The sequence below is a fragment of the Sulfitobacter mediterraneus genome (assembly GCF_003054325.1).
Taxonomy (GTDB): domain Bacteria; phylum Pseudomonadota; class Alphaproteobacteria; order Rhodobacterales; family Rhodobacteraceae; genus Sulfitobacter; species Sulfitobacter mediterraneus.
Window position 1 is genome coordinate 1 of sequence record NZ_QBKU01000023.1, and the last position, 17,333, is coordinate 17,333.

General features: G+C 53.6%; 12 protein-coding genes. 5 read left to right on the forward strand and 7 right to left on the reverse strand.

What is annotated here, in order from left to right:
• Positions 1–187 precede the first annotated feature (187 nt).
• The gene (locus tag C8N31_RS19845; RefSeq protein ID WP_025047823.1) at positions 188–1,480 is read left to right on the forward strand and encodes a YfjI family protein; all 1,293 of its coding nucleotides are present in this window, start codon (positions 188–190) and stop codon (positions 1,478–1,480) included.
• 520 nt (positions 1,481–2,000) lie between these two features.
• Positions 2,001–3,614 carry an arylsulfatase gene (locus C8N31_RS19855; RefSeq protein ID WP_037918247.1) on the forward strand — a complete coding sequence of 538 codons (1,614 nt, stop codon included), beginning with the start codon at positions 2,001–2,003 and terminating at the stop codon, positions 3,612–3,614.
• A 322-nt stretch (positions 3,615–3,936) separates the two neighbouring features.
• Here the strand turns inward: C8N31_RS19855 and C8N31_RS19860 are convergent, their stop codons facing one another.
• The gene (locus tag C8N31_RS19860) at positions 3,937–4,647 is read right to left on the reverse strand and encodes a VIT1/CCC1 transporter family protein (protein WP_025047820.1); all 711 of its coding nucleotides are present in this window, start codon (positions 4,645–4,647) and stop codon (positions 3,937–3,939) included.
• Positions 4,648–5,346: 699 nt separating this feature from the next.
• Here C8N31_RS19860 and C8N31_RS19870 point away from each other — a divergent pair.
• Positions 5,347–6,936 carry an MFS transporter gene (locus C8N31_RS19870; protein ID WP_025047818.1) on the forward strand — a complete coding sequence of 530 codons (1,590 nt, stop codon included), beginning with the start codon at positions 5,347–5,349 and terminating at the stop codon, positions 6,934–6,936.
• Positions 6,937–6,946: 10 nt separating this feature from the next.
• On the opposite strand, the gene C8N31_RS19875 is transcribed toward C8N31_RS19870, so the two are convergent.
• The 3 genes from C8N31_RS19875 to C8N31_RS19885 form a co-directional block, all read right to left on the reverse strand.
• On the reverse strand, positions 6,947–8,539 hold the full coding sequence (locus C8N31_RS19875) for a S1 family peptidase (protein WP_146173164.1): 1,593 nt from the start codon (positions 8,537–8,539) through the stop codon (positions 6,947–6,949).
• Between the two features lie 96 nt (positions 8,540–8,635).
• Complete coding sequence (locus C8N31_RS19880; protein WP_231476767.1) at positions 8,636–9,946, reverse strand: APC family permease; 1,311 nt, start codon at positions 9,944–9,946, stop codon at positions 8,636–8,638.
• A gap of 333 nt (positions 9,947–10,279) precedes the next feature.
• Complete coding sequence (locus C8N31_RS19885; protein WP_037918192.1) at positions 10,280–10,657, reverse strand: nuclear transport factor 2 family protein; 378 nt, start codon at positions 10,655–10,657, stop codon at positions 10,280–10,282.
• A gap of 713 nt (positions 10,658–11,370) precedes the next feature.
• On the opposite strand from C8N31_RS19885, the gene C8N31_RS19890 reads away from it, so the two are divergent.
• The gene (locus tag C8N31_RS19890; RefSeq protein WP_025047814.1) at positions 11,371–12,390 is read left to right on the forward strand and encodes an IS110 family RNA-guided transposase; all 1,020 of its coding nucleotides are present in this window, start codon (positions 11,371–11,373) and stop codon (positions 12,388–12,390) included.
• Between the two features lie 444 nt (positions 12,391–12,834).
• Here the strand turns inward: C8N31_RS19890 and C8N31_RS19895 are convergent, their stop codons facing one another.
• From C8N31_RS19895 to C8N31_RS19905, 3 genes are all read right to left on the reverse strand, one after another.
• Positions 12,835–13,509, reverse strand: coding sequence for a hypothetical protein (locus tag C8N31_RS19895; protein ID WP_420834946.1), 675 nt, complete (start codon positions 13,507–13,509; stop codon positions 12,835–12,837).
• A 12-nt stretch (positions 13,510–13,521) separates the two neighbouring features.
• Positions 13,522–14,928 carry a selenium-binding protein SBP56-related protein gene (locus C8N31_RS19900; protein WP_025047812.1) on the reverse strand — a complete coding sequence of 469 codons (1,407 nt, stop codon included), beginning with the start codon at positions 14,926–14,928 and terminating at the stop codon, positions 13,522–13,524.
• Between the two features lie 66 nt (positions 14,929–14,994).
• Entirely contained in the window at positions 14,995–15,753 is a 759-nt protein-coding gene (locus C8N31_RS19905; RefSeq protein WP_025047811.1) for an IclR family transcriptional regulator, read from the reverse strand.
• Positions 15,754–15,841: 88 nt separating this feature from the next.
• Between C8N31_RS19905 and C8N31_RS19910 the strand changes: the two genes are divergently transcribed.
• Positions 15,842–16,954, forward strand: coding sequence for an S-(hydroxymethyl)glutathione dehydrogenase/class III alcohol dehydrogenase (locus tag C8N31_RS19910; protein ID WP_025047810.1), 1,113 nt, complete (start codon positions 15,842–15,844; stop codon positions 16,952–16,954).
• Positions 16,955–17,333 lie beyond the last annotated feature (379 nt).

Genomic DNA, 17,333 nt, shown 5'->3' on the forward strand with positions numbered 1-17,333 from the left:
CGCCCGCAGATGTCTACTTCGGGCGTGACAAAGCCATTCTAAAACAACGCGAAAGGATCAAACGCAAGACGCTCGAAACGCGACGCTTGCATCACAGCAAACACGCCGCATAATCACACTAACCAGATGAGCCAAACTCTCACTTAGTTTAAGCCGCTCTTGGTTCCAAAATCCCTGACGACGGACAGTGGAAACACTTCACCTTCATGTGCCGCTAAGTCTTTTTGCGCTGACCATCGCTCAGTCCGGAGAGCGTAAATCAGCCTGCGACGCGCTGGCGACGGCGGCAATCAAGAAAGTTGATCAGGAACGGGAACGCCAGTACCGCCTTAATAGACAGGTGTTTGAAGCTGATTTTCTGGCGTTCCAGAAAGGTCAGAGGCGCAAGCCAAATAAGGATTTTGATGTCATTGAGGGTGATCCTCGCGATCCAAAGGCTGATCTTGCTCCTGAGCCGCCTCTTGTTCCCACCTTATTGATCAATGACGCGACCATCGAAGGACTGCATAGGCGACTGGAAACGGGAACGCCCTCTGTTGCAGTCATGACGGACGAAGGTGGTCAGTTCTTCGGCGGTCACAGCATGAAGCGAGATAACGCTCTCAAAACAGCCGCAGGGTTTTCCAAGCTTTGGGATGGTTCTTCAATCAGCAAAAGCCGGGCATCTTCGGAACCAAGCGTGCTTCAAGGGAAGCGCGTGTCCCTGCATCTGATGATACAGCCGGGTGTGGCTCAGACTGTCGTGGGAGACCCGATGATGAAGGACCAGGGCTTTCTTTCTCGAATACTCATGGCGTGGCCTGATAGTAAGATTGGATCGCGTCAAATCACCAAAGACCCCGCGCGCATTGCAAAGGAAATCAAGGCCAGAGCCATGTTGGAAGCATTTGACGCGCGCATCACCGAACTGGTTCATCTTGATCTGCCAATTCACCCAGATACATCGGCGGATCTTGATCCTCGCCAGATGAAGCTGTCGGACCCGGCACGTGAGCTCCTTGTTAAGTTCTACAATCGCGTGGAACACGCCTCAAACAAGGGTGAGGCATTTGAATATATGACCGGGTTTGCGGCAAAGGCCCCTGAAATGGCGGCGAGGATTGCTGGGGTGCAATCACTTTTTGCAGATGAGCATGCGACTGAGATCACCGAAGGAATGATGGCAAACGGGATCGCTATGATGGAGTGGTATCTCTCGGAGATGCTGCGTGTCACTGATACAGGCCGCCCAAGCGAGGAACTCTGCGCGGCTGAAGAATTGAGGCAATGGGTGGTGAACAGGTGGGGCGAAGAGTTCATCGACAAACGGACCATGATGAAAAATGGCCCTGGTCATTTGCGTGACGGGAACACGCTGCACGTCTGCATCAAGAAACTCGAAGAGCACGGTTGGCTGGTTCGCGAGACGGGGGTGCAGGTCATCAATGGGGCCAACAGCAGAACGTATTGGCGTATTGTCCGACCGAGGAAGGTGGCGTGAGCTCAGTCGGTATCAGACGCATTCTTGCGTGCTTGGCGCAGGCAGAAGTTGTCTCTCTGGTTGCTGGCCCTGAACAATTTCGCGGGGGTAAGAAGAAACCCTCGCCGGCATCTTTGTCGCAAATGCCGCAATTGCCGCAGGCTAGGGTGCCTGTGCGCAAAGTCTTAACAGACCCAGAAGATGCGTTTGAGGAGCGGGCAGCCATCATTGAATATGAGGGAGGGCTGCCGCGGCCCATGGCAGAGTATTTGGCGAGGCGGGGCAGGGGGGTATGATAAGCTAAATGAAACGGTCCTATGCCCGACCATCAGCACTTCGGTAGAATGCTGCAGTGGCAGTCCGCTAAGCACTCATTCGCTGCGAGAGTGAAATCTAAGGCCGATATGAATCAGCATCATCTAAGATACGTGCCCTCCTAACGCGATCTCAAGCTGGCGCTTTTCAGCACAAGTGTTTGAAGATTGTTGTTTTTGCACTTGGTCAGCCCTACGCTTCTTCAGACATTGCGGGAGATCAGACGATGCCAGAAATGAGCGAACGGCCAAACGTCATCTTGATCCTCGCCGATGATTTGGGATTTGCAGATCTTGGCGTGACGGGTTCCGAAATCAAGACCCCAAACATTGACGCGCTCGCGCGCGATGGTGCCATGTTGTCGACCATGTACAATTGCGCCAGATGTTGCCCGACCCGCGCATCGTTGCTGACCGGGCTGTATCCACACAACGCAGGTGTCGGACACATGGGGGCCAATCTTGGCACGCCTGCCTATCAGGGGTTCTTGCGCAATGACAGCGCCACGATTGCAGAGCATCTGAGGGCGAATGGTTACCGAACGCTGATGTCCGGAAAATGGCATGTGGCCGGGGATTTCATGGCCCGTGAGGTCGACAGCTGGCGCGTCGGTGATGTAGAGCACCCAACGCCGCGCCAACGCGGGTTCGACCGCTTTTACGGTATTGTCGATGGCGTCACGCATTTCTTTTCGCCGCATTACATGTTGGAAGATGACAGCCGGGTCGAGACCTTCCCTGATGATTTCTACTTCACTGACGCAATCACCGACAAGGCAATCGGTATGATTGAAGAGACGCCCGACGATCAGCCGTTCTTCCTATATCTCGCACACACCGCCCCGCATTGGCCGCTTCACGCGCATGAAGAAGACATCGCCCGATATGACGGTGCTTATAATGCCGGGTGGGATGCCACGCGCACGGCGCGGCACGAGACGATGAATGCCATGGGGCTGTTCCAGACCACCTGGGATATTTCCCCGCGCGATCATCAGGTCCATCCCTGGACCGCGGAGCAGAACACCGACTGGGAAGCCCGTAAAATGGCGACCTATGCTGCAATGGTGGACCGGATGGATCAATCCATTGGCCGTCTGATCGTCGAACTCAAGCGCATGGACAAATTCGACAACACGATGATCTTGTTTCTGTCTGACAACGGCGGTTGTGCCGAGTTCATGGCCGAAGATGGGTGGGCCAAGTTTTTCCCGGAGACCACCGCTGACGGCCGCAAGATCGAGATGGGGAATCGCCCTGACGTTATTCCCGGCAATGCACTGACCTATCAAAGCTATGACAAACCTTGGGCCAACGTTTCCAACGCCCCATTCCGATTGTTCAAGCATTACGTGCACGAGGGTGGGATATCGACCCCGCTTGTCGCGCATTGGCCCAAAGGGTTTACGGCCCGCGACACTGCCCATGCTGCGTGTCACGTCGTGGACATCTTGCCGACCATCCTTGAGGCAACCGGATGTAAATATCAGAGCGAGGTCGGAGGACACGAAATCCAACCGATGCAAGGTGAATCCTTGCTTTCCTTGCTTCGTGGAAACGAATGGGAACGCGAACAACCGATCTTCTTCGAACATGAAGGAAACGCAGCAATTCGCCTCGGGCAGTTCAAACTGGTGCGCCAATACTCGCAAGATTGGGAACTCTACGATATGGAAGCCGACCGCACTGAGTTGAACAATCTGGCTGGCGCATCTCCCAAGCTTGAGGCCGATTTGAAAGGTCAGTACCTTTCGTGGGCAGCCCAAACCGGGGTTTTGGATTGGGAGATTGCACTTCCGAAATTATTGGACGCCTGGAAGCTTGAGTCTGCCGAAGGCTAGTCTCAAGCGTGATATAGGTAACGGCCCAATGCCGACATTTATCAGTGTTGCCAACGCTGCAACGCAGCTACCCATTTGCCGCGGCCCGTGGCAGAGTATTTGGCGAGGCGGAGCAGGGGGGAAAGCAAGACAATTGAGCTTGATTGGGCCGGTCAGGTTCATCTCCGTGACACATAATCAATCCCGTCACTTGCCGGGCGATTGGAGGAACTCCCATCTTAGAGCATCATTTGCTTAGAGCGGTCATCAGCGCGTTGTGCGGCGAATTGATAGGTTTGAGTTTTGTAGCGCGGACGAAGCAAACCATTTTGCACACCGCCACCTAAGCATGGAACAGTGTTCCAACATAAAATGCTATTGCTGCTGCCACCCCGCCAATCACAAGCGTTTCGCCGGCAGATCGCCACCATGGGCTAAGAGACCAAACGCTCTTCAACGCGCCGATCACGAAGAACGTTGCCATGGTCATCGTAGCTGAGACAATGAATGCATTTTCCAGCCCGAGAAAGAACGGGAACAATGGGATGATGCCGGCAATCAGAAAGGCAACAAAGGTTGTTACGGCGGATTTCACAGGGTGTGGGTCAACACCTCCTAACCCATATTCGCCTTCCATCATTAAGGCGATCCAGCTTTCACGATCTCTTGTGATCGCATCAGTTGCCAGGCTCAGCACATCATCAGTCAGGCCTTTGTTTGCCAAAATTTCTCGGACTTCGAGGCGCTCGCCCTCGGGATTGTTTCTTATGTGACGCTCTTCGATCTTTCGTATCCGACGCATGTTGTCGAGCTCAGCTTTGGTTCCTGAATAATTGGCTGCGGCCATTGAAAATCCGTCGGCCAGGACGTTCGCTATTCCCAGTGCAATAATGATAAACGGCGAGAGCCCGGCCCCGGCAACACCTGCGACGATAGCAAAAGTTGTCACCGCCCCGTCAATTGCTCCGTAAACAGCGTCCCGTAGCACGCCTCTGCCTGGCGGAGCACCAATTCGCTGAGCGATTTCTTTGGGGGAATGACCATGCTCAGACATTGTGAGCCTCCTAGGGTGTCAGTTTTGGACCGAGGGGTAGATCTGCGTTACATGTGGACAATATCTGTGGCGGACATCAAGAACATTGATCCAGGTGCGATTATTAATCTATGAAGCAAGCAATGCCGGTTCAACTTTCCTGGAGGTGGCCAGCAGACAGGGTTTTGAAGACGCGCAGATCACCGAATTAATGATTCTGATACTAAACGCTCCCTGCTAGATGGCGAAAGCAAAGCGAGCGCTAACTGGAAAAGATCAGCCTATGGTCGACCATCAATCGATGGTAGACAGCACAAGTTTTCCAAAATGGCACGTCCAAGAATGCCAGGCAGCAGTACTAAAGCCAGAGGTGGGTATCTCAAAAATGAAAACTGCCATGACTATTGGCGTGTGGGTTATCAAGTCACCCAAGCGTCAATTCTACTGCTCGTTTCTAGCTAGCAGATGGGCAAGAGCTGTCCTACTCATGGCTTTTCCCGTCTACATCGAGAGTTTGCCAGATGCGCGATACCTCAATCGCATCTTCATTTTGCGTTAGGTTACCATTAGTCTTTGTTAAGAACGAGCACCTAGTTGCTGATGATTGCGCGACAGGCTAGCAACTGTGATCCAAGTAGCGTTACGGAAATGTTGGCCTCAAGAGATGTGATGCTCTGATAAGGCGGTGTTTTGATGACTTGGAGAGACCAACCCAATTCAATGGGCAGACGTTCCTGGTTTCAGCGCGTTTTCCTCGACCTTTGGTCGCAAATGCGGTTGTCATTCCTGCCTCCACTCATGGTGTATTTTGCAGCAGGTGTTTCAGGGCTGACGTCGGTAGTCGGGGCCTTTTTCCTGAAAGACTATCTGGACCTGTCGGCTGAATTTATTGCAGGCTTAGCATTTTGGGCCGGCCTACCTTGGATACTCAAGGTTCCCCTCGGACATGTCGTGGATCTGTTCTGGAGGTGGAAAGGATTGCTGATCCTGCTGGGGGCCGGGCTTATTACCCTGTCATTGTTAATCATGTTTGGACTTGTATCGCGACCAATCGAGATGGGCGCCATCTTCCCGCTGGCGACGTGGTATGTTATCGCCTTACTGTTGGCCCCGTCCGGCTACGCCATTCAGGACATTGTTGCAGATGCGATGACGGTCGAGGCGGTGCCGCGGTTCAGCGACGCAGGGCGACCCTTCAGTGGCCCTGAAGCGCGCGCGATGCATACCACTATGCAGACACTTGGCAGGATCGCGATCATTTCGGGATTTGTGTCTGTCGCGGCGGTCAACATCTGGATTTTTACCGGTGCCGAGGTATTGCCGCAAGAGGCACGGTTGGACTTGTATGCCCGTGTTTACCTCACCGCTCTTGCGATCCCGGTGATTTCCGTCAGCGGAATGGTGCTGCACAGTTTCATTCAACGGCGCAAGACGATGCTGGGCAAAACGCACGAACCCCCAGATGAAAAGACCAAGGTCAACTGGCCAATTCTTGGCGGCGGTCTGGGTTTTGTGGTGCTGAGCATCGTATTGGGCACATCAGAGTTGGTTTACGCGCAGGAGATCGTCTTCGTCTCCTCTCTGTCTGTGATCCTTTATCTGATCCGGGAACTGGTAAAAAAAATACCTCCTGAAGCGGCCCGCGTTCTGATCGGCACCGCCACAATTATTTTTGTCTTCAGGGCAGTGCCCTTGCCAGGACCTGGTTTGACGTGGTTCGAAATCGATGGCCTTGGGTTTGATGAAAGATTCCTTTCGATCCTGTCGTTGATCACCTCATTGCTCACGCTGATTGGGCTTGTCGTCTTGCGGCCTTTGATGGCGGAGCGGTCGATAGCATATATTGTGGTTCTACTAGCGATCGCGGCGGGCGTGCTGTCGCTGCCCAACATCGGACTCTACTATGGTATACAAGAATGGACGGCCGCACACACCGGCGGGATCGTAGATGCGCGATTCATTGCCATACTCGACACGGCGATTGAATCGCCGCTTGGCCAGATCGCCATGGTGCCGATGTTGGCGTGGATTGCACGCAACGCACCGCCCGATTTGAAGGCCACTTTCTTTGCCGTCATGGCGTCGTTCACAAACATGGCGCTGTCAGCAAGCAGCCTGGGCACAAAGTATCTCAACCAGATGTTTTTGGTCACCCGCGCCTCGGTTGACCCCGCAAGCGGAGAACAGATATCGGTTGCGGATTATTCTCAACTCGGCCAACTGCTGATCGTCGTTGGCGTAATCACGGTCGCCGTCCCACTCTTGGTAGTTCTGGTCGTTCAGTCGTCGCCCTACCGCACATCGGAATGATGCGTCTCGCTCAATTCGGTTTGATCGTTTCCAAAAGCCGGTGCACTTCAAGAACGGGCACTCCGATATTCGCCCCGCCGAATTCAGGCAGGATCGCGGCGTTTACAGCGATGACATGGCCATTGCTATCCATCGCGGGTCCGCCGCTTCCTCCCACAGTGGTTTCAGCGTCATAGACGACCGCCTTTTTAGTAATCTGCGCAATGATCCCACGGCTGGCCAAAGGTGCAATTCTGTCCTCTTTCGACAATCGGGTCGCAACCGTCCAGAAATCCGTTTCCCCCTTCTCCTCAAGCGCCATGAGAAACTCACGGCCAGCTTGCGCCAACAACGCGCGCAGGCCCGTGGAGAAACCTAGAAGGAACACCTCATCCCCAATGTCCGGCATCTCTTGAGCCAAGATCAATCCCCGACCATGCGTGGCGGACTGTTCCAGCGACAAAAGAGCAACGTCAGCAGTATTGCTGAAAGCAAGAAGGTCTGCATCCACCGGGACTGCCAAACCCGGCAAGAACGCCACGAGCTTCAGCATTTCGGGTTCCAACCCACTTTGGTCGAAACTCTCGGGCCTATCACCGATCGTCCAGGGTAAAGCGACATGCCGGTTCGTCACCAAATGCCCGCCGTTTTTCAGCAGAAATCCAGTGCCGGTGAACTGGAATTCTATCGGTTTGCCTGTGCCGTCGGGATCCACCAGCGGCTTGCCAAAGGGCGTCTGCAAGGGCATTCCATCCGGGCCCAGCACATGACGTAGAAATTTCCCACTTTCTTTCTGGCGCAATCCGTATGCCCCTTGAAGGAAGGCAACGGATGCAATGGAACCGTTGATGACACGCCCTGACGCACCTAGACGGCGTTCCAGTACGGAAAGACGGTCGGCGCTGGTGACCAGTTGCAGTTCCAGTTGTTCACGCAGAGTCGCCAGCTCAGTCGATGTCAAAGCCTCCTCGCGGGTTTCAGCCAATGTGCTTGCGATGACTTCAAGCCTCAATGCCTCCTGCTGCATGGTGCGTGCTATCAAGATATCGCTGCGGTATTGCCACGCAACAAAAAGGGTCAGCGCCATCAGCACAACAATGACCGTGGCCCGGAAAATAAGGGTCGTTTCCAACATTATCCTGCGCGCGCTTTCAAACAGGGCATGTGACAGGCGCGATCTGATAGGTCTGCGGCTTGTCCGGGCATAGGCGACGGCGTCGCTCAGTATGTCCTCGACCGACCAACTGGTCGGAAAGGCTTGATTGCATAGACGAAACCGCGACATCGGCCCGTCTTCGCCGAATTCTAACATGTCACCCTGCATCAAATGTGCCGTTCCAACTTTGCGCCCATTTACCCAGATGTCCGCGTTTGACTGCGCCTTCATCTCATAGGTATCCGTGGACCATGATAGGTCCGCGCGCGCGCCGGTCTTGTCCGCCGTGGTTGTATCCGGAACGACCCGTAATATCCTGTCATCCCCGATGCACACGATGGCCTGATCCCCCACAAGCCATGCGATCGTGCCCCTCGAAGGGCCGGTCAGGTTCTCCAGAAAACCACGGACACTATCGTTGGTCGCGTTCGTCACGCCTTCTGGCTCGGGTGAAAGGCTCTGTTCCAAGTGGTATCCTCGGCAGATTTATTCCAGGCTGACATCCATTACGTTATGCGCAACGGACGCTTTCGTCCATGATGTGCCCTGCACCAGTGTTTTGCGTCAACCACCGGCAAGCGATGCGCCCAGCAAAAGCGCGAGGCATAAAACGACCCCGGTGATCGGAAAGGCAATGTGAACGGTAAACGCGTTTTCGGGCGCAGGCATGCCTTTGATCTTGAACCGCACCAGCGCGAGGTTGATCATCACAAAGACCACCAAAAGCACTTCGGAAGAGGTTTCCGCCAGAGTATCGAGTGGCGTAAAAACGGCCAGAACCAGCACAATCATGGCAATCAAAATTGTCGCTCTGACCGGTGTTTGCGTGCGTGGTGACACTGCACCTATCCACTTAGGCAGCCGTCCTTCCTGGGCCATTCCATAGGTTACCCGCGACGCCATGATCAAGATGATGACAACACCGTTCATCGTCGCAATGATCGCAATCAAGGTTATTGCGATAGGTGGTAGACCGGTGAGACGTTCAAATAGAAGGCTGATCGGGGCGGATGCACCATTCAACTCTTCGACAGGAACATTTTGCGCGGCCACAAACGACACCAGAACATAAAGGATCGTCACCAAGAACAGAGTTATTCCGATGGCCCAGGGCATTACTTTGGTGGGGTTCCTGGTTTCTTCAACAAGGTTAACCACATCGTCAAATCCGATGAACGCAAAGAATGCGATCATACTCGCGGCCAGGACGCCCGAAAGGGCAGGCCAATCCCCGGGTGACGGGGCAAGTGCAGCAGGCAACTCACTCAGGCTACCGGGATCGCTGCCGATCCCAAAAGAGATGATCACCAGCAGCCCTGTGACCTCGACCAAAGTCATGGTGCCCGCGATGGCGACTGACTCCTTGATACCCCAGCATGCGATGGCCGCCATCGAAATGACGATAATGATGATCAGCGTTTCGATTGATAGCGGAACAAGTTGAGACACATAGCCTGCCGCACCCACCGCAATGGCGGCTGCCGCGATCATCGCCTCAATCAGAACGGCAAGGCCCACCGCAATCGTCAGCCACGGCAGAGCAAACGATTTTTCAACATAGACGGCTTCACCTGCGGCTTGAGGCACACGCCCAGAAAGTTCTGCAAAGGAAGCTGCAGTGAAACCCATCACGATAGAGGAAAGTAGGAACGCCGCAGGCGCATAGGTTCCTGCTCGCACGATAGTCTCGCCCACCAGAACATAAATCCCGGCGCCGATCGTTACCCCAAGGCCATATAAAACCAGGCCGGTCAGACCAACTGACCGCTTGAGGTTTGAAGTGTCAGTAGCTCCTTTGGCCATATCTACGCAAATCCCTTTCAAACAGCATCGTCGATGACTGTGAAGTATTAAAAACAGCAGCGGTTTATCCACGCACGGCCCGGGCAGTCCACGGGTACATTAACGGGCTTTTGAAACGAGTATTCGGTCTCCCTGCTTGAAAAAATCAAGGCCAAGCCCGCTAGATTATTGTCGGCGTGTGAAGCGCTGGAGCGAATCCGATGTTCTCTTTGTGGGGATGTTGCGGAAATACCTGTACTGGGAGTATGGTCTTCATGCTCCTCCTCGTAACATTGCATTTGCAATGCAGCCAGACCGTCAATTACCACCCAATTCGATTCTGCTAACTTCCTCTGAACGTACTGTCGGCTGATCTTGGCGATGAGGTTGTCAGCGGGTGACACCCACTACTACAACGCATATTGCCTATTTTGGTAACATGAAGAATTCTTCCCGCACGATTTTTTCACCTTCAACCGTATAAATTGCGATCTCGCGCAGGGTCATCTGACGACCAGTAGATTTCTGTATGACCACGGCCTCGAAGCGCACTGCGAACCGGCTTGGTGGATGGACATATGGCCCGTCTGCTTCAAACGTTTGGATGTCGTGAGTTGCCACCCAATGCTCACGTTTACCTTTGATAGCATCCCGGCCTTTTGCGATCCGCACATCCCGTCCAGGCGGCACAACCGCCTCTACGGATTCTGCATTTTCGGCATAGATATCGTCGACATGTTCAATGCCACGGCGATCTCTCATTGCCTCAACGAATTCTCGCCCTAATCTGACTAGATCATCCATATGGGACCTCCATTTCTACGTCTGTAAGTTTAGCACAATTTCCAAAGTTTGGACTTGATCAGGATCAACGCGCTTAGATCGGTAATACACGCAGGTGATCCACATGCCGCACTCAACAAACGTCACGATTGCCAGCAACAAGGACGACGCAAGACAACGAAGGGGCAGGGGGTGGGTCTAAAGTCCAGGCAAATCGAAGCTTGCAGACCCGTCCCCCTGCACTGCGGAGATTATTTTCTTTAGGCTGAGAGTGTTTCAGCAGATCAAAAGACCTGCGGCATGCTCAGCCACCCAGTGGACCAATGCCTGGTAACAGGAGGTAATCACGAGTTTATTTTAGATATCAAAATCAATGAGTTATGTCCTATCTGAGATTGCCGAGATAAGTTAAGATGTAAACCGTGCGCCAGTTGGGCCGCTCTTTGCTAACTCTGGAATCTTATTTTTCGGATGAGTTGATCTGGGACTTATAGGCGCTGCAATGAGAGTTTTTTAACGAAGTAAGTAAAAAGCGGAACCTGTTTGGTTTTACCAAATGACATTCAACTGCCTTGAGCCTAAACGCAGCATCCGATGCAAAGAACGGAAGCCGCCGTTCGCTGCACCGTGCACGAACTCGCAGAGTGCGGATGGAGTGGATGGCGTCTGCACCCAACCGTCGTGCAATGCTGCATAGTGCAGATGTTTTCATCAGCTAGGAACGGAGCCCCACCATGGAAGTTACGACGGTAGGATTGGATCTTGGCAAGGACGTTTTCCAAGTTCACGGTATCACCGCCGAAGGCACAATTGTCTTCAATCGTTCAATTCGACGCCGACAGTTGCTCAAATTCTTCGAGACGCTACCAAGCTGTTTTGTCGGTATTGAGGCGTGCGGATCAGCCCATCATTGGGCGCGTGAGTTGACTGCGATTGGTCACGATGTGCGCCTGATGCCTGCCGTCTATGTAAAGCCATACGTGAAGCGTGGCAAAACAGATGCGGTTGATGCGGAAGCGATTTGCGAGGCAGTCACGCGACCGACGATGCGTTTTGTCGCTGTGAAGTCGAAAGAGCAACAGGCTTTGTTGACGATGCATCGTGTGCGCCAGCTCATCGTTCGTCAGAAAACTCAAATGATGAACGTGATCCGCGGTCTTCTTCGAGAGTTTGGTCATGTGATCGGGAATGGGCCGGTTGCGGCGATGCGTTTCATTAAGACATTTCAGACAGATGACTGCATAGACATACCTGACGTGGCGAAGAGCATGCTCAAAACGCTCTGTGACCAGGTTGTCGATCTCGATGACCGGGTGAGTTTTTACAACAAACTGATCGAGTATCATTCCAGAATCGATGAGCTCGCCAAACGGATTAGGACGGTGCCCGGCGTCGGTCCCATCACCGCTTCAGCCATTGTCGCCACCATCGGCGACGGCAAACAGTTTAAAAATGGACGCGAGTTCGCCGCGTGGCTCGGACTCACTCCGTTGAACAGGTCGAGTGGTGGCAAAGAACGTCTGGGCCGGATCAGCAAGAAAGGTGATCGCTATCTCCGACGATTGCTTGTGATTGGCATGACCTCTCAAGTTCAGCGTGCCCGTGGCTATCCAGAGCGGGTGCATCCCTGGATTATGCAATTACTTGAACGCAAACCAATGCGCCTCGCGACCATTGCGATGGCAAACAAGACGGCGCGGATCATCTGGGCGATCCTCACCAAGGAAACGTATTACCGGCAATCAGCAGCATAAACGGAGGAACCAAACAAACCCGAATTGCAAGACGAATGCCATGCTGGCACGTGCGGTCATCCGAAAACCTGAAATCCCGTGCTTTGTCCTGAACTCTCAGGTTCGCGTCGCCGATTGGGAACAGGTTAGCGGAACCCATCAAGGCCAGTGGCAAATATCGACGCCGCGATCAAAGGCCGGACACAGGACTGTACTGACTAACCGCGCAATCAGAGCATTTTTTCCTTGCAAAGCAGACGCCATCCACACAGGACGAAGCCGCCTTTTGCGGTTGCGGCTATTGCTAGCGCAGCATTCCTCGCATTTGCAGCAGAGCATATTCGGTAAAGCAACGGTTTCCCCTGTACCAGCCATTCACCTGGGTTGATCTTACTTGGAAATGAGGTCTAAACTCATGACCCTCTTAACCTCAACTTGGATGCTCCTAGAGGCGTACATCTGACTTCAATGATGGACCCCAAAGGCAGAATATATGCCAAATGCACCAACGATGATGAGGCTCAGCGCCCAAACCAAATCAAGATTGAACCAGCTTTTCGAAATGAATTTCAAACCGAACCAAGCATAGACAAAGATTGCAATCGCAGCCCCCGCAAAGGTCATGGCAAAGGTATGGGTTGCGGCTACTAGAAAGGCAGTCATCACATTGTTGCTCATGAGCGCTTGTGCAGCTGCGTGACCTGTGCCGGACAAGCTTTCGCTCGGTACCAAAAGCCCGCAAATGCCAAGGTAAATCGGCACAAGCATCAGTCCCGCACCATGCGCAGTGGCGGCCAGAAACGACCAAAGACCCAGCTTAGCGGGATGGACGCGGGCCAGAATTTTTGGATGTCGTCGGTTGATCAGAAGGTAGATACCCATTGCGACCACCAGCACTCCCGCGCCAATCCGGATTTCGCGTTCGTTGTCGATCAAGAAGTACATCATCGAAAACGGTAACAAAATGACGACCATTGCTAGAAAGTGACCCGCCGCGAGCATAGCCAGCGCCTTTGCCATTGCCATTTTTTTGCGCTCAAACAGCGCAGCCGATACAGCTAAGGGCCATCCCATGCCCGGGTTCACACCGTGATAGATGCCCGAAAAAATGACGGCCCACCAAAGGGCCGCCAATGTCATGTCTTCCATCAATTATACCGACGGATAGCAGAAGCTGTCGGTTGAACAGTCCCCGCCTTCCAGACGGATCTGATGGGCGCGCATGTTTTCTGGGAAGTCGATATAGAAGTTAGGATCAAGAGAGAAGCTGCCGTCCTCCCCCACATTTGCCATCACCATCTGCCCACCTTCTTGGTGAGGATAGAACTGGTTGTCCCATGAACTATAGAGCGAGTTCGTCCAGTAGACGCGTTTCCCGTCGCGGCTGATCTCGACCATTTGCGGGCCATATATGACATCTTTGCCGTTGGGGTGCTTATGCTCTGTCGCGATACCGCCCAGTTCAACCTTCCCGTTCAGTACCGGGTTCATCGGATCGGAGACATCGTATTGATGCATCTCGCCTAATCCCCAGCAAGCCACATAGAGGTATTTGTCATCGAGGCTTAGGTCGATGTCGGTGACCAACGGCGGCACAGCGCCAAAGCCTTTCAGCAAATCAGGCAAGTTTTCAGGGTCTTCTGGGCGTGGATCAATGGTGATAGTTTTCTTGGACTGCCACACGCCATCATCATCACGCCACCACGTGAAGATCGCTCCTTGCAGATTGGTTGTATCCACCACCACACCGCAGAACCCGTAGGATTTGGTCGGATCGTGGGCGGGCCGGATTTCCAGGGCCATCTGGTAGTTGTCACCAAAGTCCATGGTCTGGATGTTCTTCCGTGCGCGCAGGTCCCAGAAGTGGATCGAGTGGCCGTATTTGTTGGACAAAAGATCCTCGGCTACAACGCCGTTCTCGTATTGTGGCGGCAGGCCCCACTCAGAGCTGACCATGTAATCTTGCGGCAGGTTCCACCAGAAATCATAGTGTTTGTCTTGCGCACCACGGTCCATCTCGTAGCGGCCGATGATTTCGAAGGTTTCGCAATCCATGATGAATATTCCGGGAGGCCCGTCTGTCCCGTCCGGACCACCGCCACCAAGGGTCGACACGTAAATGCCTTCGGGGCCGCAGTGGATAGTGTGGGGACGTGAGTAACCAGTCTTCTCAAACAGTTCTTCGGGCTCAATAATCTTGTGGATGTGTGCCTTGAGGGGATCTTTGACGTCGAAGATAAAGATTCGCGACGACCGGATGCCCGGTACAATCAGATAGCGGCGCTCTAGAAATGCATGACCTGACAGGGGCGACAACGAGGACGAGCAGGCGTTCCAACCAAAGTGGTGGAATTCATCGCCGGTGGTTTCGGTCATCACCGTATGGACGATCTCACCGTAGGTGTCCGAGCCACTACGCAGGTCTATAACTGCCAGCCCGTCGTGTTGGTCCTTGTCTTTGCCAAGCATCACCGTAAATGCGAAATTCTCCGGCGGGGCTTCCATAGCTAGTTTAGGTGACGCGTGAAACGTTGGATCAGGTTTCATCGGTTTGTTCATTTGTATTCCTCCCTAAAATTTCCCCCACCTCCATGGGGTTCGAAACAACCGCAGAACTTGGTCTCCTCAAACCTCGCCCACGTTGCATAGTTGGATGGCACCGCTGATCTTTGTGGCAAGTTGGGTCAGCTGGCGACCAATATTATGTCTGTATTCCGTCCCGAAACGCCGAACCGGGCCGACAGCGCCGACGCTGAAAGTGGCCCCGATGTTTCCGATAGTTACGGGGGCTGCGACGCTGGATATGCCTACATCAATCTCTTGGTCGCAGTCCGCAAACCCTTGGCGGCGGATTACGTCAAATTCAGCGAGCAAATCTGCCCGTGTGGTCTTGGTGTGATCCGTGTAGGCCTGCAAGCTGCCACGCATGATTGTGTCCTGAAACTCGGTCTCCGCAAAGGCCGCGATGGCCTTGGAGCATGAACAAGCATGTAGCGGGCGCTCGCCAATGCCCGGATGAATGAAGGCGCGGGCGGGGTCCTCTGGAGTTTCTACGTGGATGATTTCAACCTTGCTGTCGCGGAACCGTGCAAGAAAAACTGTCTCATTGAACATCGCAGCGGCGCCCTTCAGCAATGGAGCTGCCACCCGTCTTACATCGACATCCGACTTGCCCAAAAGCGCGATCCGGATCAACTTCTCGCCGATCACGTAACGTCCGTCATCGTTCTGGTCTTCGATCAACCCTTGCTCATGCAAAGTTTGCACCAGCCGGTAGCATGTCGGCTTCGGTAGTCCGCTGGCGGTCTGAATTTCTGTCGCAGAAACGGGGCGACCGATTACGGCAATAATTTCGAGCAAACTGATGAGGCGTTCGAGATGCATTTTAGATGAGTGCTCTTGTATTGCGAGACTACTTCTCACAAGATGAGAGTGAATCAGGTGAAAGATCAAGTAATTTTTGGGAGCAGAAATGCGTACACGTGCCGCCGTAGCCCTTGAGGCTGGAAAACCATTGGAAGTTATGGACGTCGAATTGGACGGCCCTCGCGCCGGAGAGGTCTTGGTTGAGATCAAGGCCACAGGTCTGTGCCACACCGACGAATTCACCCGATCTGGAGATGACCCCGAAGGTATCTTCCCAGCAATCTTAGGACACGAGGGCGCGGGCATCGTTATAGAGATCGGCGAAGGCGTGACGAGCCTTGAGGTCGGCGATCACGTGATCCCACTTTACACGCCTGAATGTCGCGAATGCGAATACTGCCTCAACCCGAAAACCAACCTGTGCCAGAAGATCCGAAGCACCCAAGGGGCAGGACTTTTGCCTGACGGCTCGACCCGTTTCAAGATGCTCGATGGTACACCCATCCATCACTACATGGGCTGCTCCACCTTCGCCAACCATACCGTTGTTCCTGAAATCGCTCTCGCGAAGGTCCGCAAGGACGCGCCATTCGACAAAATTTGCTATATCGGTTGCGGTGTGACCACGGGTATCGGGGCCGTCATTAACACTGCAAAGGTTGAGATTGGATCAACTGGAATCGTGTTTGGCCTGGGGGGTATTGGCCTAAACGTAATCCAAGGCCTGCGCCTTGCGGGTGCGGATCAAATCGTCGGCGTTGATCTTAACGACGGTAAGGTTGAAATGGCCACGCGGTTCGGCATGACCGACTTTGTAAACCCCTCCAAAGTTGACGGAGATCTGGTGGCGCATCTGGTTGAACTGACAGGCGGCGGGGCAGACTACACGTTTGACGCCACTGGTAACGTCGGCGTCATGCGCACAGCACTTGAATGCGCGCACAAAGGTTGGGGCGAAAGCATTATCATCGGCGTAGCTCCTGCTGGCGCAGAAATTAGCACACGTCCTTTTCAATTGGTCACCGGGCGCAGTTGGCGCGGCACCGCATTCGGCGGCGCGAGCGGACGCACGGATGTACCCAAAATTGTAGATTGGTACATGGATGGCAAGATCGAAATCGATCCAATGATCACTCACAAATTGAAGCTTGAGGACATTAACCACGGGTTCAACTTAATGCACGAGGGCAAATCCATCCGCGCTGTGGTGGAATTCTAGAATACGTCCTGCAACATGATCCTTGGCCGTCGGTCCTTCGTTGCAAGTTGTACGAATGGCTGGTTTTCCTGCTGCGTGGCAGCACTGAATGATGCGCTGACGCAGCATTATACACGCTGCGAGCGCACGCAGCAGGAAAACCGAATTCACAAAATGGGGCTCTCCTGACACCTTCGCCGCGTGATCCACGAACGGCGGGTCTAGGATCAGCTGCCTTTCACTGCCACGCGCATGGACTCACATACTGCGGTACGAAGCTACCCTAAAATGATGCCGTGCGAATGTCTGCTGCACGGAATACATTGGCTGTAAACAAGAAACGTCAGCGTTCTATCTCGAATAGCAACCCGGAAAGGAACTTCCCTTGTCTGACACAATT